Genomic DNA, 21,756 nt, shown 5'->3' with positions numbered 1-21,756 from the left:
GACGTAGGGCGACGCCGCCCTTCGACCCGAGGAGGCTCGACTCATGAACTCGCTCCCTTACGGCTCGTCTCGCGAGCTCGACATCTACGACATCGTCGCCATCGTGCTGTCCGTCCTGGTGCCCGGTCTGGGCCACGTGATGCTGGGGCAAACCGCGAAGGGCGTACTGATCCTCGCCCTTGTCGTCGCATCCTGCGGGGTGGGTTACCTCGTCAGTGCGCTGATCGCGCTCGACGCCTATTGTGTCGCACGGGCCCGAAAGGTGCGCAGCGTGGGCGACTGGGAGCTGTTTCCGGAGTGAGGTTCCGCGGCGGACCAACACAATGGCTTGCGAAAAGACCTGGGCTCCGACAGCATGCTGCCCTCCGTGCAGCAGGTCGTGCCCAAACCCGGTCTCGTCATCTCGGACCGCTATCGCTTGGAAGAGAACATCGGGCACGGAGGCTATAGCTTGGTGTTCCGAGCGAACGAGCTTCGGCTCAATCGCGAGGTCGCGCTCAAGCTGTTGAGTAAGGACACGGTGGATGCCGCGGGGCTCGAGCGCTTCCGTCGTGAAGCGGATCTGGCGCGCCAACTCCAGCATCCGAACACGGTACGGCTCCTGGATTTCGACCTGGAAGCCGAGCCCATGCCGTTCATCGTGTACGAGCTGCTCCACGGTATGAACTTGGCGCAGCTCCTCAAACGGGAGGGCGCGCTGCCGGAGGAGCGCGTGGTGCGTCTCACCACGCAGATCCTGAAGAGTCTGATGGAGTCCCACGCCGTTGGTATCGTGCATCGCGACGTGAAACCCGGAAACGTCTTCGTGTGCACCTACGCGGGGGAGCCGGATTTCGTGAAGGTGCTCGACTTCGGTATCGCCAAGACCGTGGGACCGGACTCCTTGCAGCTCACGGCCAACGGCATGCTGGTGGGCACCCCTCGCTACATGCCACCGGATCAGATCCGCGGGCTGCCGCCCAAGCCGGGCATGGACCTGTTCGCGGTGGGCATGATGATGGCGGAAATGCTGGCCGGCACTCCGGTGATCCGCGGCTCCGCAGCGGACGCATGCCTGATCCAGCTCTCGAACGATCCAGTGCCGCTTCCGCCGGCGGCGCTGGCCTCGCGCCTGGCGTCGGTGATCCAACGCGCCGTGGACAAGGATCCGGAGCGGCGCTACCCGCTGGCCAACACCATGCTGGAAGATCTCTCGCGCGCGCTTTTGGCGGCGCCAGTGCAGCAGCAGTGGGTAGGCGCCGGGGCGGGGGACAGCGCGCTGGACGAAGCCCCCACCACCTTGATGGCGGGAGAGAGCGTCGACGTGCCCACCGTGGACGCGCCGCTGGCGGCTCCTGAGCCACTGGCGCGACCGCTGGCGCCCGCTCCGCCGCGGAGCAATGCGCTCGTGGTCGTGGCGGTCGTGGTGGTGACCTTGGCGCTAGGCCTGGTAGGGCTCGTCATCTTGTGGCTGGTTCGCACCCGCTGAGCGCCGCCGCAGCCACAGGGAGCCACCGAGAGCCAGCGCCAGGAACAAGGGCAGCCCGCCGCCGACCGGCGAGCGTGGCGTGCGGCAGCCGCAGCCGGACTCGTCCGGGGCAAGCGCCGGGGGCGTCGCGCCGCTCGGGCTTCCGCCGGCACCGGCACCGCCGCCCGCACCAGCGGCGCCCACCACGCCGCCGTCGTTCCAGCCGCCGCACACGTCGTCTTCGTCGACCTCGCCGTCACAGTCGTCGTCCGCCTGGTTGCAGACTTCCTCGCTCGCTACGCAGCCACCGGCGGCCTGGAGCGTCGAGTAATACATGATTTTGTTCCAGCCGCTTTCGTCCTTCCAGGCGGGGCCGGTCACCGGCGGCGAGAACGCCTTGCCGTCGAACTCCCAGCAGAACACGCCGGCGATGCCGCGGCCGCAGACGTCCGCGCGTCCGTCGCCGCTGTCGTCCGCCAAGCGCAGGGTGGAGTAGTACTCCGGCTTGTTCCAACCCTTCTTGTCCGAGAGCTCGTCGCTCGTCACCTGCTCGGGGAAGCCCTTGCCGTCGCTCAGCCAGCAGCGAAGCCCGGCGGCCGCGCGGGCACAGACGTCGGCCTTGCCGTCTCGGTTCAGATCTCCGAAGCGCAACGTGCTGTAGTACTCGGGCTTGTTCCAGCCCTTGGCGTTGGAGAGCTCGGGACCGTCGATCTTGTCGGTGACGGAGGTGCCATCGCTGAGCCAGCAGCGAAGCCCAGCGGCCGCGCGGGCGCACAGATCCGCTTTGCCGTCGCCGTTGACGTCCGCCATCCGGAGCGTGGACCAGTACTGCACGCCGTCCCAGCTGTTGGCGTCGGTGAGGGTGGGGCCGTCGATCTTGTCGGGGAAGCCCGCTCCGTCGCTCAGCCAGCAGGACACGCCGCCGCTGCCTCGAGCGCAGACGTCGGCCTTGCCGTCGCCGTTCACGTCGCCCATGCGGATGGTCCCGTAGTAGCGGTCGTGTCCCCAGCCCTTGGCGTCGGACAGCGCGGGTCCGGTGATGGCGGCGCCGAAGCCGTCGCCCTTGGAGAGGTGGCAGCGGAAGTCCGTCGCGCTCCGGGCGCACAGATCTGCCTTGCCGTCACCGTTCACGTCGGCCAAGCGCAGCGTGCTCCAGTACTTGATGTCGTCCCAGCCGTCGGCGTTGCTCCACTTGGGGCCGGCGATCTTGTCGGGGAATCCGTTGCCGTCGCTGAGCCAGCAGGAAACCCCCGCCGCCGCCCGAGCACAGACGTCGGCCTTGCCGTCACCGTTAACGTCCCCCATGCGCAGCGTGCCGAAGTACTGCGGCTTGTCCCAGCCGCTCGCGTTCGTGAGCTCGGGGCCCAACAGCGTGCCCTTGAACCCGCTGCCGGAGGTCGAGCACAAGAGGCCCTTGCTCGCTCGGGCGCAGACGTCGGCCTTGCCGTCGCCGTCGAGATCGCTCGACGGCGAGCCATTCAAGGTGCCCATCTGCGGGACGATGACCTGCTCGATCAGGCACACGTCGCCTTCGTCCACGGAGCCGTCGCAGTCGTCGTCCTTGCCGTTGCACACCTCGGTGGAGGGCTTGCAAGCGCCGTTCTTCACCAGATCCATGTAGTGGTTCCAGTTCCAGCCGGAGCCCGGATCGGTGTGGTCGGAGCAGTCCGGCGCTTCTCCGTGGCCCATGATGTGCTTGCGGTCCTTGGGGATGCCGTACTTGTCGCACAGCCAAGCCGTCAGCTTGGCGGACGCTTGGTACATGGCCTCGGTGTACCACTTGCCGGGATCTTGAACGTAGCCCTCGTGCTCGATGCCGATGGAGTTCGAGTTGAAACAGGCGTCGTGCCAGGCAATGTCACGATCGTCGACCATCTGAGTGATCTCGCCGTCGCTCGAGCGCACCACGTAGTGCGAGGAGACCTTGGCGGCGGGGTTCTTGAACCAGCTCACGGTGCCGGCGTAGGAGCCCTGAGTGGTGTGGATCACGATGTAGTTGATCTGCGACGCTCCGCGGTTCGCGTTGGTGTAGTTGCCGCTGTAAGCGGGGTTCCACTTGGCTCCGGGGTAGCCGAGGGACTGCGCGACCTGCCCGAGCACGTCTTCTGGGCCGTCCACCTGGAGCTCGATGCCGAGGCCGTCGTCGTCCTGCGCTTCGAAGCCGAGGCGCAGCCTCCGCAGGACCTCGAGGCCGAGCTCTTCGCCGCCGTAGGCTTCGACCACGGGGCGCCAGCCTTCCGCCGACAGCGGCATCAGGCCTTGGCGTTTCGCTTCTGCTGCCAGCCACAGGGCCGCGGCGCGCACGTTGGCGCTCGGGTCGGTGGCCACCACGCTCGATGGCAGGCCTGCGAGCTTGGCGGCGCTGTCCACGTCGACCTTGCCGCCGGTCCCAATCGCCATCAGGCCGAGCTCCCGCGGCGCGTGGCCGAGCTCCTCCGTCGAGTAGCGGTTCATGCTGAAGCGCGTCTGGACGAAGGCGACGGTGGCCAGCACCTCGGCCGGCACGCCGGTCTCGTCTTCGGCCTTCTGGAACGTCTCGACCAGGGGCGAGTCGCCGGTGAGGGTGGCGCGGGTGCTGGCGTCGTCGTCCGGCGTCGAGGCGCCGCAGCCGACGACGAGCACACCCAGCACGAACAGGAACACGAGGCGCAGGCGATCCATTGGCCCCAGGGAAAGCAAAGGCAGGGCCAGCCCAAATCACGGATTTTCCGGTGCAAACGCTGGATGCCACGCCAATTGAAGGTTGGCGCCGACAACCTCAGGTTGGCGCCTGCTATGGTCGCTGCCGTGAGCTCCGTGACGCGGCTCGCGCGGGAAGGAACGCGCTATCTCGGCGCGCTAGTCCGTGGGCGCGCGCCCCAGCTCGGTCTTTCGTCCCGCGAGTTTGCCTGGGCGGTGTTGTCGGCGCTGCGGCCGCACTTCTTCGTGTTCCCCGCCGGGGCCGTGCTCGCCGGAGCCGCCAGTGCCGAGCAGCTGGAAGCGCCCACCCACGTCGCCCTCGCTTCGCTGGCAGCCGGCCTCGGCTGGGGCGTGGGGCAGCTGATCAACGATCTGCTCGACGTCGAAGCGGATCGAGTGGACGCGCCGCACCGGCCGGCACCACGGGGTTTGTTGCCGGAGGGGCCGACCACTGCCATCGCGATGCTGCTCGGTGTGTTCGTGGCGATCGTCACCCTCGGCGCGCACGCTGCGGCGCTCTGGCTCGTGATCGCTGCGACGCTGCTGCTCCTCGCTTATCAGCCGGCGAAGGCGCACCCAGGACTCGGAAACCTCGCGCACGGCGCGCTGATCGGCACCGCCGCGGTGATCGGTCGCGCCGCGGCATTGCCCAGCGTTCCGCTCGGAAGCTCACTGTCCGCGGTGCTGCCCACGGCGCTCGCGTGTGCCGCCGTCGCTGCGCTGTACCTGCAGGCCAACTACGAGAAGGATCGCGTCGGCGACGCCAAGGCGGGATACCACACGTTGGCCCACGTTCTGGGTGTGCGCGGAAGCGCCATCGCGCGGGGGCTCGGCGCGCTGTCCTTCACGGCCATCACGGTGCATCTCGGCATCGTGCGCGGCCCCACGGCGCTCGTCCTGCTCGCCCTGGCGCTCGCGGCGTCTTTGGGCTCGTCGGTGTTCTCCGCGATCCGAGGAACGGAGAGCGCGTCCCTCGCCAGCTATCGCTGGGCGTGTCATGGCACGGCCGCCGCGATGTTGGCGCTGGCGGCACCGCTATTGGGCGCGTTTGGCTCCTTTGGCGCGCTGATCGTCGCCGTCACGCTCACCGAGCGCGCGTTCGCCCGCGTCGAGAATCCCTGAAGGCCCTTGCCGTTTTGTTGTTGGTGCGGCGCGATCCCCGGCGCGGTTCGGTTGCGCGTGACCGCGGCCGTGCCCAGAGAGACTCGGCGCGGTGTGCGTGTTTCGCTCTGTGGACGACGGCGCGGCAGGGAGAGGCGTGTTTTTGGTGGTGCGGGGCGTGCGCTGGGGGGCATGCTGTGGGTGGTGCGTGCGCTCGTCCTCGTCGTGTTGCTGCTGCTGACCGCGTGCTCGCGGGAGAGGACGCGCGAGGCGTCCGCGGCGGCGCCGTCCGGGTTCAAGGTGCCGGCGTGGGCGTCTTCCGCGACGGTCGCTCCGTCCGCGACGGTCGCGCCGCGAGCTTCCGCGGCGGAACGACCCATCTCGACACCAGAAGGAGCGTTGCTTGCGGGGGAGCGGACCTACGGCGTGATCGCCGGGGTGCTCAGCTTCGGCCAGCCGGGAGTCAATGGTTGGTCGGCGGAGATGCGAAAGGACCAGGAGCTCTACGACGTGTTGCGTGCGCGCGGCGTGCCCGCGAAGAACGTCGAGCTCTTGCTCGACCAGGCGGCCACCAAGGACGCCATCTTGCGAGCGTTGGTGAACGTGGCGAAGCGCGCGCCGGCGGACGCGACGTTGTTCTTCTACTACGCGGGGCACGGCTCGAGGGACGCCGAGGGCAAGCCGTATTTCATCGCCTACGATCAGAAGCTCGCGGTGTCGTCGATCGCCGAGTCCATCAACGCGCACTTCTCCGGCAAGCAGCTGCTGTTGATGGCGGATTGCTGCTACTCGGGAACGCTCGCCAGCGTGGCGGACGCCGTGGCGGACGCAAAGAAGATCCCCACCGTCAGCCTGACCTCGGCGGAAGCCTCGAATCTCTCGACGGTGAACTGGACCTTCACGCAGACGGTGATCGACGGCCTCCGGGGGGATGGCCTGATGGACGACGACTCGGATCGGCGGGTGGATCTCGGCGAGCTCCGTGCCCGCGTCGCGAGCGAGATGAAGTATCGCGAGAAGCAGCGCTCGGGCTTTCACGCGCGGGGCGTCTCCGAGCGCGCCGTGCTGGCCACGGCGGAGCCGGCAGAGCGGGGCACGGGCCCCTTTGCGGCGGGCAGCTACGTGCTCGCGTCCTGGGGCAAGAGCGAGCGCATCGCGGAGGTGCGCCGCGCGGGGCGAAAGCAGAGTGAGGTGCGCTTTTATCTCTACAACCACTCGGAGGATCAGACGCTGGACAACGCTGGCGTCGGCCCCTTGCGCTTTCGCAAATATCCCAAGGGAGCAAAGCTGAAGGTCACCTGGGGCGGCAAGCTGTGGGACGCCGTGGTGCTGAAGACCGACGGCGAGTTCCACTACATCACCTATCCGGGATGGCCCTCGTACTGGGACGAGTGGGTGATGAGCGATCGCATCAGCCCTTGAGGGCGTCCGCCAAGGACGTGAGGATCATGCGCGGATCGCTGGTGCGGAGGGACGGCAAGCCGCGGATCGGGAGTCGAGCGCCGCCGAGGTCGTCGAGGCGCTCCCGGGCGATGCGCGTCTGCAGCGCGCGCGCGCGATACTCCGCTCGGTAGGCATCGAGCGCGCGGGCGAGCACCGGGCTGTCGGCGTCGTCGAGGGCCGTGAGCCATGCCGGCGGGGCGTCCACGGCGCGATTGAGCAAGAGCTCACTGGGCGAGAGCGAGCGATCTCGGAGCTCGCCGAGCAGGTACTCCGCGTCGTCCAAAGAGGAGCCGCTGGTGCCGCTCACGATCACGTAGCGCGTGGAGTCGGCGCGCATGCGCTGCTCCACGCTGCGGACCAGCCCGAGCCAGCGCTCCCGCACCGGCACGAACTCCGCGAACAGGGCGGCGATGTCGCGGATGGCCTCAGCGCCCACCAGGTGGCTCACCAGGTTGCCCACGCGCTTCTTTCCCCAAGACAAGAGCCCGCGATCGTCCGGCCGCGCGTCGAGCGCCACACCGGCCAGCCGCGCGAGACTCGCCACCCACTCCAACGTCTTGGCCTCCAGCATGCGGCCCAGGCGCGCCGGGTAGTCGAGGAACTCCAGGGCATGGCGTGACGGCGCGGTGTCGAGCACGACCTCGTCGTACAGACCGCTGCCGAGCTCGTGATCCACGAAGGCCACGCTGATGAGCTCGTGCACGCCGGCCAGGGAGTTTCGGAGCTCCTTGTACATGCCGTTGTCCTGCACTCGCGCCCGCGCGGCGGGATCCTCGAACAGCCACTCGGCGAAGCGATCCACGGAGTGGCGCGAGTCCGGCATGCGGGCGTGCAGAGTGGTGCCGTCGACCTCGATGGCGCAAGCCTCGATGCCGATCGCCACGCCCAGGGCGTCTGCCAGCCGCCGCGCGGGATCCACCGTGACGACCAGCACCCGGCGGCCCAGGCGCGCGCGAGCCAGACCCAGGGCGGCGCTGGTCGTGGTCTTGCCCACGCCGCCGCCGCCGAGCACCACCGTGAGCGCCGCGTCTCGAGTCACGTGCTCGCTCCCAGGAGCCTGGCGAAGGTGCGGGGCTCCGGATCCGCGAACAGATCCGGCACCTCCGCCACCCGCGCGCCAGCGATGCCGCGCAGGGAAGCGAGGGCCAGCGTGGTCTCGGCCTGCGTCGCGGCGTCCGCTTCCAAGGCCGTCCAGAGCTCGGCGAAGCGTGGCTCCGCGGCGGCGGCCGCGAGCTCTTCTGCCGACGGCCGACGCGGCACCCGGTTCACGATCACCAGCGCCGGCTTGCGATCGAGCTCGCCGTCCAGCCGCGCACAGAGCTCCTCCGTCTCGCTGGCTACCACCGGCTCGGCGGTGCTGACGACCACGATAGCGCTGCGTTCCGGGCTCAGTACCTCCGACAGGATCGCGCGACACATCTTGGCGGCAGGCCCCGTGCGCAGGAACCGCTCCGCCGCGGCCACCACCCGCAGCCAATCCACCGCATGACCGGTGGCGGGCAGATCCACGATCACGCGGGCGTTCGGCATCTCCGCTGCGAGGGTGCGCACCCGTTCCAGGGCCACCAGCTCACGCACGGCGGGCACCGCCTGCATCACGCGTCGCAGCGCGCGCTGGCGGACGATGACCTTGGCCAGCAGGCGGCTCGAGATCATGCTGGCGATGGCGCTGGAGAGGGCGTCGAGGTAGTCCACCGTGACGGTGCGCACGCCTTCGGATTCGCTGCCCAGGGCGCGTGCCGCGGCGCGCATGCCCTCGAACTCCACGAGCTGGGCTCGTCCGCCGCGATCGGCCTCGGCCCGAGCCAGGGCCGCGGCCACCGTGCTCTTGCCGACCCCGCCCTTGCCGGTCACGAACACGATCTGCTGGTTCGCCGAGAACATGCGCCGACCTTCAGTCTTAGGTCGCCTGGCGCCTGGGCAAAAGGCTCAAAGCGCGCCCACGACGGCGTCGAACGCCTCTGGAGCGTCGAGTGCCGCGAGGGGCCGCCGTGCGCCGGCGTTCGTCAGCGCGTCCTGGTCGTAGCCGCCCGTGGCCACCGCCACGCACTCGGCGCCGATGGCGTGGGCGGCACGCACGTCCCGCGGCGTGTCCCCCACGACCACCACGCGGCAGGCGGCGCGGCTCACGTCCAGGGCGACGGCGCCGCGCGTTGCGCCCACCTCCAAGAGCCGAGCGCGGTCTTCGTGATCGCTGCCGAAGCCCCCGAAGGCGAACGAGCGATCGAGCCCGCCGCGACGAAGCTTCGCGCGGGCGCCGGGCTCCACGTTGCCGGTGCCGAGGCCCACGACCAAGCCTTCGATGCTCGCCAGCCGACCGAGGAGCTCGCTCACTCCGGCGAGGATGCGATAGCCCTCGGAGCGCGGCAGCTCTGCCGCCAGGTGCTCTAGGTAGCGCGCGATGACGCCGTCGATGCTGGCGTCGTCGTCGCCGCGCTTCAGGGTCCTTAGGCCGCTGCGCACGATGGCCCGGTCCGTCAGCCCTGCGAAGGTGAAGCCCAGGGCGTCGGTGTTCGCGTCGAGCTCCCGAAAGGTCGCCTCCATGGCGCGCCGTCCGGCACCCCCGCAGTCGATCAGGGTTCCGTCGACATCGAACAGCACGACCGTGGGCTGGTTGATGGAAATCATCGCTGCGCGTTCTCTAGGATGAAACCAGTCATGGAGCACGCACTCCAGAGCGCGGGCGCCATTGCCAGCCTTTTGGCAGGCGCGTAGCGTCGTGTTCATGACGGACGGGCTCTCGGAACGGTTGGCTCACAACGTCCGGCAGCTCCGCCAAGCTCGGGGGCTCACGCAGCAGCAGATGGCGAAGCTCTCCGGGCTGCCGCGGGCCACCTGGGCGAACCTCGAATCTGGAATGGCGAATCCCACGCTGGGCGTGCTGCACGCGGTGGCGGTCGCGCTTCAGGTTCAGCTCGAGGAGCTGGTGGCGTCGCCGCGCGCCGAGGTCAAGCAGTTCCCCAAGGGGAGCTTGCCGTCACGCACGCGAAACTCCGTCACGGTCAGCACGCTGTTGCCCGACGCCGTCCCCGGCACCGTGGTCGAGCGCATCGAGCTGCCGCCGTCCGGGCGCCTCACGGGGGTGCCGCACACCGTCGGCACTCGCGAGTACTTCGCGTGCGAGAGCGGCGACATCGAGCTCACTGCGTCCGGCGAGAGCTACCGCTTGGCGCCCGGCGACGTCGTCGTGTTCCGCGGAGACCAGCGCCACAGCTACCTGAACAAGGGGCGCCGCGCCGCCGTGGGCTACTCCTTCGTGATGATCACGCCGCCGAGCTAAGAGCGGGTCTCAAAGCCTCGCGTCGCCGCACGGCCGATCCAACCGCGCTGGCATCGTTGCTCACTCCGGTGCGTTCCTCCGCTCCGGGCGCTCCTCGCTCGCGCCTTGCCCGCGCGGCGGCTCAGCCGCCCGGCTGTGGAGTCTTCTCTTGTTGGGGCGGCGCGAGCCCCGTCGTGCCGCCCTACTTCGTGATCTCGGCGCTCTTCACGTAGTCGAGCTTCGGATACTCTCGCTCGAGGTAGGCGTTGCCCTGGCTCTGGATGCTCGCCTGATCCGGCGTCTGGCCGTAGCCGGAGTACAGGCTCTTCACCACGTCCATGCCGTCCACGACCTTGCCGAAGGTAGCGAAGCCCATTTCGTCCAGGCGCGAGTTGTCGGCCAGGTTGACGAAGATCTGCGTGGTGCGCGAGCTCTTTCCGGCCATGGCGAAGGTGACGGTGCCTTCGGTGTTGGACTGACGAACGGGATCGTCCGGCAGGCCTGCACCCCGCCAGTGCTGCATCACCGCGTTGCCGTCGCCGTGGATGCCCCACTGCACGACGAAGCCTGGCACCACGCGAAAGAAGCGCGTGCCGTCGTAGAACCCGAGCTTCACCAGGTTGTAGAAGCGGTCGGCACCTTGGGGAGCCCAGTCGCGATGCACCTCTACCGTGAATGGTCCTTTGGAGGTGGTGAAGCGCGCCTTGAACTCGGCGGGGGCCGTCTCGGTGGCCTTGGCCGGTGTGAGGCTGCTGGCCTTTTCGCTGGTGGGCTCGGACTTGCAGCCCGCGGCAGCGAGGGACAGGAGCACCGCGAGCGCGATGGACGACTTGAGCATGCGGCGGTTCTAGCAACGAAAAGTCGCGGGCGACACCCGCCAATCCGCACTCGCGGCTCCTGTCACCGTCCTGCCAGACTGCTGCCACACCCTTGGCAGCAGGGGAGCGTGCGGGGAGCTATGCGCCGAGCCCGCGCTCTGGCACACAGACGTTCCTCATGGAGCTCGACCACGTTCTCATCACCGGTGCTCGAGAGCACAATCTCAAGAGCGTCGACGTAAAGATCCCGAAGAAGAAGCTGGTCGTGCTCACCGGCGTGAGCGGGTCGGGCAAGTCGTCGCTGGCCTTCGACACGCTCTACGCCGAGGGACAGCGCCGCTACGTGGAGTCGCTCTCGGCCTACGCGCGGCAGTTCCTGGGGCGCATGGACAAGCCCCACTACGACACCATTCGCGGACTCTCGCCCGCGGTGTCCATCGAGCAGAAGTCCACCAACGTGAACCCACGCTCCACGGTGGGAACCATCACCGAGATCGCGGATTACCTGCGGGTGCTGTACGCACGCATCGGTGTGCAGTACTGCCACCAGTGCGGCGAGCGCGTCACTCCACAGACGGCGGAGCAGATCGCCAAGACGCTGGGGGCGGCCAAGAAGGGCACGCGCCTGGTGCTGCTGGCGCCCATCCTGGTGAACCGCAAGGGCGAGCACCGGGAGCTGCTCGAAGACATGCGCCGAGCGGGCTTCGTGCGGCTGCGGGTGGACGGCGAGATCGTGGACCTCGGTGGTCTGGAGGCGCTGGAGAAGCGCAAGAAGCACACGGTGGAGGCCGTGGTCGATCGCATCGTGCTCGGTCCGGACGTGGCATCGCGGCTCACGGAGAGCGTGGAGCACGCCCTCGGGCTGGGGGAGGGGACGCTGATCGCCCTGTCTGGCGAGCGCGAGCAGACCTTCTCGGAGAAGACCGCCTGCACCCGCTGCGGGATCTCCTTCCCCGAGCTCACGCCCCAGGCGTTCTCCTTCAACAGCCCCCAAGGCATGTGCGGCGAATGCAACGGGCTCGGCACGCGCATGTCCATCGATCCTGCGCGGCTGGTGCCGGACGAGAGCCTGACCATCGACCAGGGCGCTGTCGCACCTTGGGGTGCGGACGTCTCGAGCAAGACGGGGTGGGCCCACGGGTTTCGCGCGCAGCTGCTTCGCCACCTGGGCATCCCCATGGACAAGCCGTGGAAGAAGCTCACCAAGAAGCAGCGCGAGAACATGCTGTGGGGCACGGGGGACCGGACCTACACCGTGCGCTGGAAGAGCCGCTCGGGCTCCGGCAACCTGGAGGTGACCTGGGAGGGGTTGGTGAACCGCTTGATGCGGCGCTTCGCCCAGACGCAGTCGGAGCGGGCCAAGCGCTGGTACGCACGCTTCATGGGGGACGCTCCCTGCGCTTCCTGCAAGGGCTCGCGCATGCGGGCCGAGAGCGCGGCGGTGCGCGTGGGCGAGCAGAGTCTGGTGGACGTGTCCGCCATGACCGTGGACCAGGCGCTGGAGTTCTTCGCCACGCTGCGGCTCACCGGTGCCAACAAGGAGATCGCCGAGGAGGTGCTGAAGGAGATCAAGAGTCGCCTCGGATTCCTCGCCGCCGTGGGGCTCGGATACCTGTCGCTGGATCGCGCCGGTCCCACCCTCTCGGGCGGGGAATCCCAGCGCATTCGCCTGGCGAGCCAGGTCGGCTCGGACCTCACCGGGGTGATCTACATCTTGGACGAGCCCAGCATCGGGCTGCACCAGCGAGACAATCGGCGGCTGCTCTCGACCCTCGAACGCTTGCGCGACATCGGCAACACCGTGGTGGTGGTGGAGCACGACGAGGACACCATTCGAGCGGCGGACCACGTGATCGATTTCGGGCCCGGCGCAGGAGTGCGCGGCGGCAAGGTGGTGCACGCCGGCACGCCCAAGAGCCTCGAGCGTTGCCGGGGCTCGCTCACCGGGGCGTACCTCGCCGGACGGGAGCAGGTGGCGATCCCGAACGCCCGCCGCGAGCCGAGCGGTTTTCTCGAGGTGTACGGCGCCCGGGAGAACAACCTCGCCGGTATCGACGTCCGTTTCCCCCTGGGTGTGCTCACGGCAGTGACTGGCGTGTCCGGCGCGGGCAAGTCCACGCTGGTGACGGACATCCTGTATCCGGCCCTTGCGGAAGCTCTGACCGAGAGCACGGTTCGCGTCGGGCGCCATGACAAGCTCACCGGCATCGGCGCCGTGGACAAGGTCATCGACATCGATCAGCGTCCGATCGGGCGCACGCCGCGCAGCAACCCCGCGACGTACATCAAGGTGTTCGACGAGATCCGGCGCTTCTTCGCCGAGCTGCCGGAAGCGCGGCTCCACGGCTACACGCCGGGACGCTTTTCCTTCAACGTGAAGGGCGGCCGCTGCGAAGCCTGCGAGGGAGACGGCGTTCGCAAGATCGAGATGCACTTCCTCTCGGACGTGTTCGTCACCTGCGAGGAGTGCAAGGGGCGCCGTTTCAACGAAGCGACGCTCAGGGTGCGCTACAAGGATCGCTCCATTGCGGACGTCCTGGAGCTGACGGTGTCCGAGGCGATCGAGCTGTTTTCGGCCCACCCCAAGGTGCGGGAGCCCCTGACGCTGCTGGCCGAGGTCGGCGTCGACTACCTGCACCTGGGGCAGCCGTCGCCCACGCTCTCCGGCGGCGAGGCGCAGCGCATCAAGCTGGCGCGGGAGCTGTCCCGTCGCGCGACGGGCCGCACGGTCTACATCTTGGACGAGCCCACCACCGGCCTTCACTTCGACGACGTGAAGAAGCTGCTCGAGGTGCTGCACCGCCTCGTGGACGCCGGCAACACGGTGATCGTCATCGAGCACAACCTGGACGTGATCAAGACGGCCGACTACATCGTGGATCTCGGGCCAGAGGGCGGGCCCGCCGGGGGCGAGCTCGTCGCCAGCGGTACGCCGGAACAGGTTGCGACCGTGGCGGCGTCCCACACCGGGCAATATTTGAAGAGCGTGCTGCCCGAACCGAAGCCTCCGCCACGGCGCAAGAAGCGATGAAGAAGGACAAGTCTCCGGTCACTCCCGCCATCCGCGCGTTGCGCGCCGCCGGCGCGGCGTACGTGGAACGGCCCTATGACTACGTGGACAAGGGTGGGACCACCCGAGCCAGCGAGTGCCTGGGGGTGGACGAGCACGCGGTGGTGAAGACCCTGGTGATGGAGGACGAAGCGCGCCAGCCGCTCATCGTGCTGATGCACGGGGACTGCCAGGTGTCGACGCAGAAGCTCGCGCGGGAGCTCGGCAAGAAACGCATCGAGCCCTGCTCTCCGGAAGTCGCGGAACGCCACACGGGCTACAAGGTGGGCGGGACCTCCCCGCTCGGGACCAAGAAGCGGCTTTTGGTGTACGTCGAGGCCAGCATCGTGGAGCTGCCAGTCATCTACTTGAACGGCGGCAAGCGCGGCTTCCTGATCGAGATTGCGCCGTCGGAGCTGGAAAAGGCGCTCCGTCTGACGCGCGTGTCCGTCGCCACCTGACGGGGCTCGCGCCGCCCCGACAACCTTCGGGGCATGACAGCTGGCGCATGCACGAGGGGCTCGGGTCGCGTAAGATAAGACCTTGGCGACTCGCTTTCGAGGAACGAATGAATCCTAAGATCTTGGCCGTCGTGACGGTGTGCTCCGGCTTCGTGGTGACCTGGGGCTGCGCTTCGGGAGAGAGCGACGTGGGCGGGGGCGTGGGCGCGACGGCGGGCGTCGGCGGTACGGACTCGGGGATCGGCGGCTTGGGGGTGGCGGGTGTCGGGGGTGGCACCGGCGCCGTGGGCGCGACAGGTGGCGTGGGCGCGACCGGCGGCGTGGGCGCGACCGGCGGCGTGGGCGCGACGGGCGGCGTGGGCGCGACCGGCGGCGTGGGCGCAACCGGCGGCGTGGGCGCGACGGGCGGCGTGGGCGCGACGGGCGGCGTGGGCGCAACCGGCGGCGTGGGCGCAACCGGCGGCGTGGGCGCAACCGGCGGCGTGGGCGCAACCGGCGGCGTGGGCGCAACCGGTGGCACGGGCGCGACGGGCGGCACGACCAACATCATTCCCACGAGCTGCGGCCAAGCTCACGGCAGCGTCGGCTGCTGCGGCAGCGACGGCGAGATCTACTACTGGGAATGCGGCGCGGTCGCGGGCGGCCCAGGATCGTGTCAGGGCAACCCTTGCGGCTGGGATCCCACCAACCAGTGGTACTCGTGTGGCGGGACGGGCTTCACCGGCTCCGATCCCTCGGGCACCTACAAGCGCGAGTGCGGACTGCCCAATCCGGATCCTGCGGGTTGTACCGCGGCTCCGGGGCCGTGCTGTGGAGCCTGTGGCCTGCAGTCAGCGCAGGGCTGCTACTGCGATACCACCTGCGTGCTCGCAGGCGACTGCTGCCCTGACGCCTGTGCGACCTGTGGCGCTTGCTGATCAACGTCGCAGGCACGCGGCGTAGCCCAGCACGGCTTCACCGTCCTTGAGCGCCGTCGGCGTGGGCGTCCAGCCGCGCGCGAGCCGCGCTTCGAGCAGCTCCGCGGCGCTCGGCTCGTGATCCCAGACGGCGACCGCCGTCAAACCGCCGAGTCAGGTGGTGTCGTAGACCAGCACCACACCCGACGGATGCGGCACGACCACGTCGTGGGTGTACTCGTCCTGCACCACCACGTTGCGGATCATCACCGGGGGCGTCTGGCCGAGGCCCCAACGCACCACGTCTTCCAGCGTGCGCTGGGACAGCACCAAGCTCCGGAGCTCCCCTTCGAGCTCCGGAGAAATGTCGGTACGGACTTCCAGGGCGCCCGGCGTCACGCCTGCGCTTCCAGATCCTTTCGACGCCGTCGGGCTTGGAGCTCCGGCGACTCCATCACCGCCATGGTGGCCAGGCGCGCCCCCTCCATGAAGTGCTTCACGCCGGTGCGGACCAGCTCCGGGCTGGCGCGGCCCACGTCCGGATAGCCCTTGCCCTGGGCGTCCGCCTGCACCTTGCCCCAGTTGGCGAACAGCCGGCCCCACTCGCTGGTGAGCGCCTGCTCCACCCGCGGCTTGCCGTACACCGGATACCAGAAGAGATCGTGATAGGTGACGCTCGCGACGTAGGCCCAGGGAGCGAGCCAGGTCTTCAGCGACCACTCCAGGGGCTTCTTCAGCGGACCCCAGTAGATGCGGTGCTGGTTGCGTGACGCGAAGGTCATCTTCTTGTACGGGCCGTCGAAGTTCCAGCTCTCCTTCGCCAGATCCACGTCGCCCACCAGCTCGATGTCCCGGGGATCCCCGACGCCCAGGCCCTGCTCGTGGCCCAGGCGCACGAACTTGATGTCCTTCATCGGATCGAAGCCCATCAGCTTGGCGGCCACCGCGTCGATGGCGACCTGATCCGCGGAGGCCAGGAGCACGTTCTTCACGTGGGGCACCATGCAGCGCGGGCCCGGGCCGTCCCCGGCGAAGGTGCCGTCCATCACCGCGAACACACCGCGGTGGATCTTCTTCTGGATCATCAACAGATCCACCAGGGTTTCGTGGATCACCGGGTGTGTCCAGTGCCGGTGCTCGTTCAGCAGACCACCGAAGGCGTTCTTCATCGCGCCGGTGGTGGTGGTGAAGATGTGCGTCTTGATCGTCGGCAGATGCAGGATGTTCTCGCCGATGAAGCGCTTCGGGATCGAGAAGCCCTTGGGATACACCTCGTTGAGGCACAAGAACTTCTTGGTGAGGTCGCCCACGGCGTCCCGCACGTCGATCCACTCTTCACCTTCGTACAGGTGCACGTTGCGGAGGCCGTGGGCCTGCACCACGTCAATCTGCTTGTTCTCGCGCTCCCCGAGGTGCGCGTCGATCACCACCGTGCGGTTGTGGCAGGCGTGGATCAGGTTCGGATCGTAGCCGTCCTGCTTCATCGCCCGAATCACGCCCTCGAGCTGCCACGGCGTGGTGGAGGAGCTCGGGTAGAAGAAGTGCCAGGAGATGTTGACCTTGAGGGCCGTATCCGCGCTCTTGTCGACCACCTCTTGGTAGCCGGCGAGGTTCATCACCCGGTGGTAGTCCTCGAGGACGGTGGCCGGGGTGGTGCGAACAATGGCGACCTTGGAGCGAGTCATGCGAGGGCTTTGCCGCAATCGGCGGGTCCGGGCAAGACAAACCCGTGCCGCCGCGGACATCTCCACGGCTCCTGCACAAAGCCTCCTCAGGCGGCGGTGGGCGCCTTGGCCGGGGCCGGTGCGTCGACCACGGTGACCGTTTCCGGCGCTTCTTCCGCGATCAGCTCCCGGAGGGCAGGTCGGCAGCCGCCACAGCATGTTCCTGCGCCGCAAGCGGCGCCCACTTCCTCGACGTTTCGGGCTCCACCCCGCACGGCGAGGCGGACGTGGCGGTCGGAGACCTTTTGGCAGTGGCAGACGATCATGGCGACTCGTTCAATGTAGCTTCTTGAAAACGACTTTCAATATCGAAAATGGGCCGTGATGACGAATCTCAGCTGGAATGGCAAGCCTTTGTATTTATTGGTTTTCACGGCGCGGAACCTCGGGTTCCGGCCCCGCCGGGGGCCGACCCTGTTAGGCTCCGCCCCCCAAGTCGAGGAGGAGCCATGAAGGGTGACGGCCAGATCATCGATGCCTTGAACGAGTTGCTCACAGCCGAGCTCACCGCCATCAACCAGTACTTCGTGCACTACAAGATGTGTGAGAACTGGGGCTACCCGCGGCTGGCGAAGAAGAAGCGCGAGGAGAGCATCGAAGAGATGCAGCACGCGGACAAGGTGATCGAGCGCATCTTGTTTCTCGACGGCGTTCCGAACCTCCAGCGACTGAACCCGGTGAAGGTGGGAGAAGAGCCGGTGGAGCAACACAAGCTGGATCTCGCCCTCGAGCTCGAGGCGCGGGAACGCTTGAACAACTTCATCCAGCTCACCCTCGACAAGAAGGACGCCGGCACGCGCGAGCTCCTCGAGCACATCCTGGTCGACGAAGAAGAAGCGATCGACTGGCTGGAAGGGCAGCTCCACGTGATCGAAGAGATCGGACGGGAGCGCTACCTGGCCGAGCAGCTCAAGGAGTGATCACTTCGGGATGGCGAGCACCGATCCCGGCAGCCCCGCGGCGAAGTTCGTGAAGTAGACGGCGGCGGAGTCGACGGCCACGTCTTCCGGCGAGCCGGCGTCGTCCACCAGCTTCAGCGCGGTGCTGCCGCCAAGCGCCGCGCGATACAGGGCGGCGCTCGCTGGCAGGGTGACGTATACGGCGGCGTCGTCGGCGGCGATGTGTGCCGGTGTGCCGGGCGTCGAAGCGAAGCTCTGACTGCCGCCGGTCTTGGCCACGAAGCCGATCCCGGAGTTTTCCGCCCAGGCGATCCAGTCGCCGCTGACGGCAACGTCCTGGGCGTGATCGAGCCCGCTGGCGACGGGCACGGGGACGCCCCCGGCGACGGGGATCTTCACGACGCTCTGGCCGATCTCCAGGGCGACGTAGACGAAGCCGCCATCCAAGGCCAGGCCCCGTGGTCCAGCGGACGTCAACGGGGCGAGCACTTCCGGAAAGCCGCCGCCGAGGGCGACGCGGGACACGGTGCCGTCGTAGCTCGAGGTGTCGAAGGTCTCGCTGTAGTACGCGTAGCTGCCGTCGCTGGCGACGCCGCCGATCTGGGTGCTGCCGTTGGCCTCGTACAGCAACGTCTTGCCGCCGCCGCTCTTGGGGACGACGTACACCCGGCGACTGCCGTCGGAGAACACCACGTGCGTCGCGTCGACGGCGACGTGCTGCGGACCGACGAGTCCCGACGCGATGCTGATGGCGGCGCCGCCCAGCTTGGGCAAGCGCCAGACGTCCTTGCCGGAGGCGTAGTAGACGTCGGTGGCGTCGAGGTCGATGCCGAAGCTCGAGGGGCCAGTGGCCGGAACCAGCGGCACGACGCAGGGCGACCCCCCGTCGCAGGTGAGCCCGCCTCCGGTCCCGCCGCTGCCGGCGGCGCCGCCGCTCCCCGCGGCGCCGGCAGCGCCCCTGCGCCGCCGGCGCGCCGCGCCGCCACCGGTGCCCGCGCCGCCGCCGCTGCCGGCGTCCGCGGGGACTTCCCCGACGGGATCTCCCGTGCAGCCCAGGACGACGAGGGCGACGAGAAACGTCGCCCTAGAGCGTGCCATGGACTCCGATCCCGAACGTGCCCGGGCCGGGACCGACGGCCACCGTCTCGGACGAACCCTTCGAGGTGACGAGCAGCGTGACGCCGGTGATGGCGGCCGCCGCGCCGACGCCGAGTCCCACGAATCCACCGATGCGCACCGCCTTCTGCGTGGCGATCGCGTCGACCTCGTCCTGCGCTGCCGCGCGCTGGCCGGTCTTCGCGAGGGTGCACTGATCCGTTCCGTTCGGCACCGCGCACAGCGAGCTCAGGGTGTCGCGGTGGCTCGACAGGGACGAGCTGGCGAGCAGGGCGGTGAGGGTGCCGGCCAAGGCGACGCCGCCTCCGCCGATCACCAGCGGCCACGCCGCCGGAGGAGGACCGGAGCGCGGGGGCGTACGCGAGGGCTCGCGGCGCTTCGGCATGGGTGCGATGGAAGGAGAGGAGGGCGGTGCCTTGGGGGCGAAGGCTCGAGTGAGATCCAGCCGGACGCTCTTGCCGGCTTCGGCGTGCACGGGGTGCTGCAGCGTTTTGCCGTCGAAGGCGACCTCCAAGCGCGTGTCGCCGGCGAACACGGCGAGCGTGACGGGAGCCACGCCGCGGCGACGGCCTCGGACGCTCACCACGGCGCCGGAAGGCGCGACCACCTCGACCTGGGCCATGGCGCCGGCGTTGTCGGCAATGAACTGCTTGGCCTTGTCGGCGGCTGGACCATCGAGGCCGAGCTCGAGGGCGGAGCGATAGGCATCCACGGCCAGGTCGTCCTGCCGCAGTCGCGCGGCGGCACTGGCGAGCTCGTACTTGCCTTCTTTGGTGGCGCGCAGGCGATCGGCCTCCTGGAAGCGATCCAGCGCTTCCTCCCAACGTGCGGGGTCCCGTTCGTCGAGCGCCCGCTCCTTGGCGGCGATGGCCCGCGCGAAAGCGGCATCGTAGGCGTCGGCGAGTGCAACGCTCGGTGCGAAGGTGAGGGCGAGCACGATCGCCGCGCGACGAAGGGTGGGGATTACTGGCACGTCTCTGCTGCGCAGAGCATGCTGGCACACTCTGACGAGCGCGTGCAGGGGGCGCCCTTGGCCTTGCCCGCCGGGGCGGATTTTGGAGGCGCCGCGCTGGCGGAGAGGGCGGGCGTGGGGAGCGGCTTGGGTGCGGGCTTCGGCTTCGTTCGCGTGAGGGCAGCGGTGGTGAGCGGGGGGCGGGCCGTGGGCGCGACTTCCGCCTCTTCTTTGCCGGCGGTCGGCTCGACGATGGGGCTCGGCGTGACCTCGAGCTTCGCGGGTTCGGACGGAGGAGGCGCCTCGGCGCTGCTTGCGGCGGTCGGCTCGCTACCGCGCACCGAGCTCACCAGGCGCGCACCGATGAACACGCCGCCCACCAGACACACCAGCGCGAGGGCCGGACCGAGCAGACGGCGGCGAGCGCTGGGGCGCCGGCTCTCGATCACCTGCGTGGTGTCCGAGATGGGGGCCGGGTCCGGAGGGGGAGGGACGGACGTCGCCACGGCGGCGGTCACGCGTTCCCCGGAGCTTGGCTCGCCACGGGAAGCGACACGTACCAGATCGACCAGCTCCCGGACGCTGCCCGGTCGTCGCTCCGGCCGCGTGGAGAGCGCCTGTAGGATCACGGAGTCGAGAGCATCCGGAATGCGCGCCCCGGCAGCCTGCGGCGAAATGGGATTGAGGCGCGCATCGACGTTCGTGACGTCGCTCCAGGGAAGGCGCCCGACCAGCATCACGTACAGGACGACTGCGAGCTCGTAGACGTCGCTGCCCACGGTCGCGGGTGCGCCGAAGAAGCGTTCGGGCGCCATGTTGGCGGGGGTGCCGCGGGCGATGCCGGCTTGCGTTGTGGTGGAGGCCGGAGCGTCGCGCTCTTTGGCGATGCCGAAATCGAGGAGCTTGGCGCTCTTGCCGTCGTCCACCAGGAACACGTTCTCGGGCTTGAGATCGCGATGGACCAGGCCGGCGTCGTGCAGCGCGGTGGTGGCTTGCGCCAGCTGGTCGAAGAGATCCAACGCGCGATCCACGGACAGCGCGCCGCGGGCCTCGATGGCCGCCGCAAGGGTCTCGCCCTCGTAGCGCCGCATCAAGAGGTACGGCTGTCCGTCGGGCAAGCGCCCGGCGTCGAGCACCTTCACGACGGAGCGATGTTGCACGCGTGCCAGCATCCGGGCCTCGGACAAGAAGCGCTCCCGGTCCCGTTCGGTGAGATCATCGTCGCGCGGGACCTTCAACGCGACGCTCAGCCCCTCCCACTCGGCAGCGTAGACGATGGCGCTTCCGCCTTCGCCCAACACGCCGGTGATGCCGAAGGGCCCCAGGGCGGCCGGTAGCGGCCGAGCTGGGCTTTTCTCCGCGTCCCGCACCCGGGGGAGGATAGTGGATCCCCCGGGTGGGGCAACGCGGCCTCAGTGGGTCGTGACCTGATCGCAGGCTCCGCCAATCTCGATCTCCCGGACGGAGTCGCCGATCTCCACGCTGGACAGGCCGTTTTGCCCGTCATCCACCAGCCAGAAGTGGTCGCCCACGTCGAAGGTGTGGCTGGTGCGAGTGTTGTCGCCGATGGTCGAGTAGGTGCCGCTGCCGAACTTCGGCTTGTCACCGAAGAACACCTTGGCGGTCTTGCCGCAGGAGTTCTTGATGGAGACGCTCACGGTGGTGGGACCGCTGGCCTTGCCTTCGGCGGCCGCTTCGCTCGGCGCGGGCGCGGTGGGCAGGGCGGGGCTGGTGGCAGGCGTCGCGCCCGCCGTGTTGGGGGTTCCACCGTTCAGCGCGGACGCGCTCTGGGCGTACTGGCCCAGCGCGGTGCAGCCCGTGGCCGCTGCGAGTACGCCGAGTCCGAGGGTGAGTTTCAAGAGCTTCATTTGAGGTTTCTCCGAGCCAAGGGATGGGTGCGCCGCTCACTTCC

The 21,756-nt window shown here is 68.9% G+C and carries 22 protein-coding genes; 9 read left to right on the top strand and 13 right to left on the bottom strand.

Features of this window, described 5'->3' with window-relative positions:
* Positions 1 to 43: 43 nt before the first annotated feature.
* Complete coding sequence (locus tag H6717_29750; GenBank protein MCB9581251.1) at positions 44 to 301, top strand: hypothetical protein; 258 nt, start codon at positions 44 to 46, stop codon at positions 299 to 301.
* 27 nt (positions 302 to 328) lie between these two features.
* Entirely contained in the window at positions 329 to 1,468 is a 1,140-nt protein-coding gene (locus H6717_29745) for a serine/threonine protein kinase (protein MCB9581250.1), read from the top strand.
* Here H6717_29745 and H6717_29740 read toward each other — a convergent pair.
* On the bottom strand, positions 1,421 to 4,108 hold the full coding sequence (locus H6717_29740; GenBank protein MCB9581249.1) for a VCBS repeat-containing protein: 2,688 nt from the start codon (positions 4,106 to 4,108) through the stop codon (positions 1,421 to 1,423). The genes H6717_29745 and H6717_29740 overlap by 48 nt on opposite strands.
* Before the next feature lie 126 nt (positions 4,109 to 4,234).
* Here H6717_29740 and H6717_29735 point away from each other — a divergent pair, with 126 nt between their 5' ends.
* Together H6717_29735 and H6717_29730 are read left to right on the top strand one after the other, a co-directional pair.
* A complete protein-coding gene (locus H6717_29735; protein MCB9581248.1) occupies positions 4,235 to 5,248 on the top strand; it encodes a UbiA prenyltransferase family protein in 1,014 nt (337 codons plus the stop codon).
* A 183-nt stretch (positions 5,249 to 5,431) separates the two neighbouring features.
* Positions 5,432 to 6,649 carry a caspase family protein gene (locus H6717_29730; GenBank protein MCB9581247.1) on the top strand — a complete coding sequence of 406 codons (1,218 nt, stop codon included), beginning with the start codon at positions 5,432 to 5,434 and terminating at the stop codon, positions 6,647 to 6,649.
* Here the strand turns inward: H6717_29730 and H6717_29725 are convergent.
* From H6717_29725 to H6717_29715, 3 genes are read right to left on the bottom strand one after another with little or no spacing between them, the layout of a single operon-like run.
* Positions 6,639 to 7,709 (bottom strand): AAA family ATPase, encoded by a 1,071-nt coding sequence (locus H6717_29725; protein MCB9581246.1) that lies wholly within the window; start codon positions 7,707 to 7,709, stop codon positions 6,639 to 6,641. The two genes, H6717_29730 and H6717_29725, sit on opposite strands and share 11 nt — an antisense overlap.
* Positions 7,706 to 8,554 carry a hypothetical protein gene (locus H6717_29720; protein MCB9581245.1) on the bottom strand — a complete coding sequence of 283 codons (849 nt, stop codon included), beginning with the start codon at positions 8,552 to 8,554 and terminating at the stop codon, positions 7,706 to 7,708. Before H6717_29720 ends, H6717_29725 begins: the two co-directional genes overlap by 4 nt.
* Positions 8,555 to 8,599: 45 nt before the next feature.
* Entirely contained in the window at positions 8,600 to 9,298 is a 699-nt protein-coding gene (locus H6717_29715) for an HAD hydrolase-like protein (GenBank protein ID MCB9581244.1), read from the bottom strand.
* A 97-nt stretch (positions 9,299 to 9,395) separates the two neighbouring features.
* Here H6717_29715 and H6717_29710 point away from each other — a divergent pair, with 97 nt between their 5' ends.
* Positions 9,396 to 9,950, top strand: a complete 555-nt coding sequence (locus tag H6717_29710) for a helix-turn-helix transcriptional regulator (GenBank protein ID MCB9581243.1) — start codon at positions 9,396 to 9,398, stop codon at positions 9,948 to 9,950.
* Between the two features lie 181 nt (positions 9,951 to 10,131).
* Here H6717_29710 and H6717_29705 read toward each other — a convergent pair whose 3' ends face one another.
* Positions 10,132 to 10,767 carry a peptidylprolyl isomerase gene (locus H6717_29705; protein MCB9581242.1) on the bottom strand — a complete coding sequence of 212 codons (636 nt, stop codon included), beginning with the start codon at positions 10,765 to 10,767 and terminating at the stop codon, positions 10,132 to 10,134.
* Between the two features lie 158 nt (positions 10,768 to 10,925).
* On the opposite strand from H6717_29705, the gene uvrA reads away from it, so the two are divergent.
* The 3 genes from uvrA to H6717_29690 all read left to right on the top strand — a co-directional run bounded on the left by uvrA (position 10,926) and on the right by H6717_29690 (position 15,174).
* The gene (gene uvrA / locus H6717_29700; GenBank protein ID MCB9581241.1) at positions 10,926 to 13,778 is read left to right on the top strand and encodes an excinuclease ABC subunit UvrA; all 2,853 of its coding nucleotides are present in this window, start codon (positions 10,926 to 10,928) and stop codon (positions 13,776 to 13,778) included.
* Complete coding sequence (locus tag H6717_29695) at positions 13,775 to 14,257, top strand: aminoacyl-tRNA deacylase (GenBank protein MCB9581240.1); 483 nt, start codon at positions 13,775 to 13,777, stop codon at positions 14,255 to 14,257. Before uvrA ends, H6717_29695 begins: the two co-directional genes overlap by 4 nt.
* Before the next feature lie 107 nt (positions 14,258 to 14,364).
* Positions 14,365 to 15,174 carry a hypothetical protein gene (locus H6717_29690; protein ID MCB9581239.1) on the top strand — a complete coding sequence of 270 codons (810 nt, stop codon included), beginning with the start codon at positions 14,365 to 14,367 and terminating at the stop codon, positions 15,172 to 15,174.
* Here H6717_29690 and H6717_29685 read toward each other — a convergent pair whose 3' ends face one another.
* The 4 genes from H6717_29685 to H6717_29670 form a co-directional block, all read right to left on the bottom strand.
* Positions 15,175 to 15,318, bottom strand: coding sequence for a hypothetical protein (locus tag H6717_29685; protein MCB9581238.1), 144 nt, complete (start codon positions 15,316 to 15,318; stop codon positions 15,175 to 15,177).
* A 9-nt stretch (positions 15,319 to 15,327) separates the two neighbouring features.
* Positions 15,328 to 15,552: a hypothetical protein gene (locus H6717_29680; GenBank protein ID MCB9581237.1), complete on the bottom strand. Its 225-nt coding sequence runs from the start codon at positions 15,550 to 15,552 to the stop codon at positions 15,328 to 15,330.
* Positions 15,549 to 16,838, bottom strand: a complete 1,290-nt coding sequence (locus H6717_29675) for a DUF362 domain-containing protein (GenBank protein ID MCB9581236.1) — start codon at positions 16,836 to 16,838, stop codon at positions 15,549 to 15,551. The genes H6717_29680 and H6717_29675 overlap by 4 nt, the downstream gene beginning before the upstream one ends.
* Before the next feature lie 86 nt (positions 16,839 to 16,924).
* On the bottom strand, positions 16,925 to 17,143 hold the full coding sequence (locus H6717_29670; protein MCB9581235.1) for a (2Fe-2S)-binding protein: 219 nt from the start codon (positions 17,141 to 17,143) through the stop codon (positions 16,925 to 16,927).
* A 183-nt stretch (positions 17,144 to 17,326) separates the two neighbouring features.
* Here H6717_29670 and bfr point away from each other — a divergent pair, with 183 nt between their 5' ends.
* Positions 17,327 to 17,797 carry a bacterioferritin gene (gene bfr, locus H6717_29665; GenBank protein MCB9581234.1) on the top strand — a complete coding sequence of 157 codons (471 nt, stop codon included), beginning with the start codon at positions 17,327 to 17,329 and terminating at the stop codon, positions 17,795 to 17,797.
* On the opposite strand, the gene H6717_29660 is transcribed toward bfr, so the two are convergent.
* Genes H6717_29660 through H6717_29645 form a run of 4 tightly spaced genes read right to left on the bottom strand, consistent with a single transcriptional unit; the run spans position 17,798 to position 21,712 of the window.
* Positions 17,798 to 18,874, bottom strand: coding sequence for a hypothetical protein (locus H6717_29660; GenBank protein ID MCB9581233.1), 1,077 nt, complete (start codon positions 18,872 to 18,874; stop codon positions 17,798 to 17,800). It abuts the gene before it with no gap.
* A complete protein-coding gene (locus H6717_29655; protein MCB9581232.1) occupies positions 18,861 to 19,865 on the bottom strand; it encodes a hypothetical protein in 1,005 nt (334 codons plus the stop codon). Before H6717_29655 ends, H6717_29660 begins: the two co-directional genes overlap by 14 nt.
* Positions 19,856 to 21,214: a serine/threonine protein kinase gene (locus tag H6717_29650; GenBank protein MCB9581231.1), complete on the bottom strand. Its 1,359-nt coding sequence runs from the start codon at positions 21,212 to 21,214 to the stop codon at positions 19,856 to 19,858. The genes H6717_29655 and H6717_29650 overlap by 10 nt, the downstream gene beginning before the upstream one ends.
* Before the next feature lie 42 nt (positions 21,215 to 21,256).
* Positions 21,257 to 21,712, bottom strand: a complete 456-nt coding sequence (locus tag H6717_29645; protein MCB9581230.1) for a hypothetical protein — start codon at positions 21,710 to 21,712, stop codon at positions 21,257 to 21,259.
* Between the last annotated feature and the right edge of the window lie 44 nt (positions 21,713 to 21,756).

It is taken from the genome of Polyangiaceae bacterium (genome assembly GCA_020633235.1).
GTDB lineage: Bacteria > Myxococcota_A > Polyangia > Polyangiales > Polyangiaceae > JACKEA01.
The sequence above is the reverse complement of the archived record's forward strand: the minus strand, read 5'-3'. Positions and strand labels throughout refer to the sequence as shown.

Excerpts from the sequence above, each read along its gene's own strand:
- H6717_29675 (MCB9581236.1), bottom strand. The coding sequence starts at position 16,838 with ATGACTCGCTCCAAGGTCGCCATTGTTCGCACCACCCCGGCCACCGTC.
- bfr (MCB9581234.1), top strand. The coding sequence starts at position 17,327 with ATGAAGGGTGACGGCCAGATCATCGATGCCTTGAACGAGTTGCTCACA.
- H6717_29720 (MCB9581245.1), bottom strand. The coding sequence starts at position 8,554 with ATGTTCTCGGCGAACCAGCAGATCGTGTTCGTGACCGGCAAGGGCGGG.
- H6717_29740 (MCB9581249.1), bottom strand. The coding sequence starts at position 4,108 with ATGGATCGCCTGCGCCTCGTGTTCCTGTTCGTGCTGGGTGTGCTCGTC.
- H6717_29750 (MCB9581251.1), top strand. The coding sequence starts at position 44 with ATGAACTCGCTCCCTTACGGCTCGTCTCGCGAGCTCGACATCTACGAC.
- H6717_29645 (MCB9581230.1), bottom strand. The coding sequence starts at position 21,712 with ATGAAGCTCTTGAAACTCACCCTCGGACTCGGCGTACTCGCAGCGGCC.
- H6717_29695 (MCB9581240.1), top strand. The coding sequence starts at position 13,775 with ATGAAGAAGGACAAGTCTCCGGTCACTCCCGCCATCCGCGCGTTGCGC.
- H6717_29690 (MCB9581239.1), top strand. The coding sequence starts at position 14,365 with ATGAATCCTAAGATCTTGGCCGTCGTGACGGTGTGCTCCGGCTTCGTG.
- H6717_29710 (MCB9581243.1), top strand. The coding sequence starts at position 9,396 with ATGACGGACGGGCTCTCGGAACGGTTGGCTCACAACGTCCGGCAGCTC.
- H6717_29670 (MCB9581235.1), bottom strand. The coding sequence starts at position 17,143 with ATGATCGTCTGCCACTGCCAAAAGGTCTCCGACCGCCACGTCCGCCTC.
- H6717_29715 (MCB9581244.1), bottom strand. The coding sequence starts at position 9,298 with ATGATTTCCATCAACCAGCCCACGGTCGTGCTGTTCGATGTCGACGGA.
- H6717_29705 (MCB9581242.1), bottom strand. The coding sequence starts at position 10,767 with ATGCTCAAGTCGTCCATCGCGCTCGCGGTGCTCCTGTCCCTCGCTGCC.
- uvrA (MCB9581241.1), top strand. The coding sequence starts at position 10,926 with ATGGAGCTCGACCACGTTCTCATCACCGGTGCTCGAGAGCACAATCTC.
- H6717_29660 (MCB9581233.1), bottom strand. The coding sequence starts at position 18,874 with ATGGCACGCTCTAGGGCGACGTTTCTCGTCGCCCTCGTCGTCCTGGGC.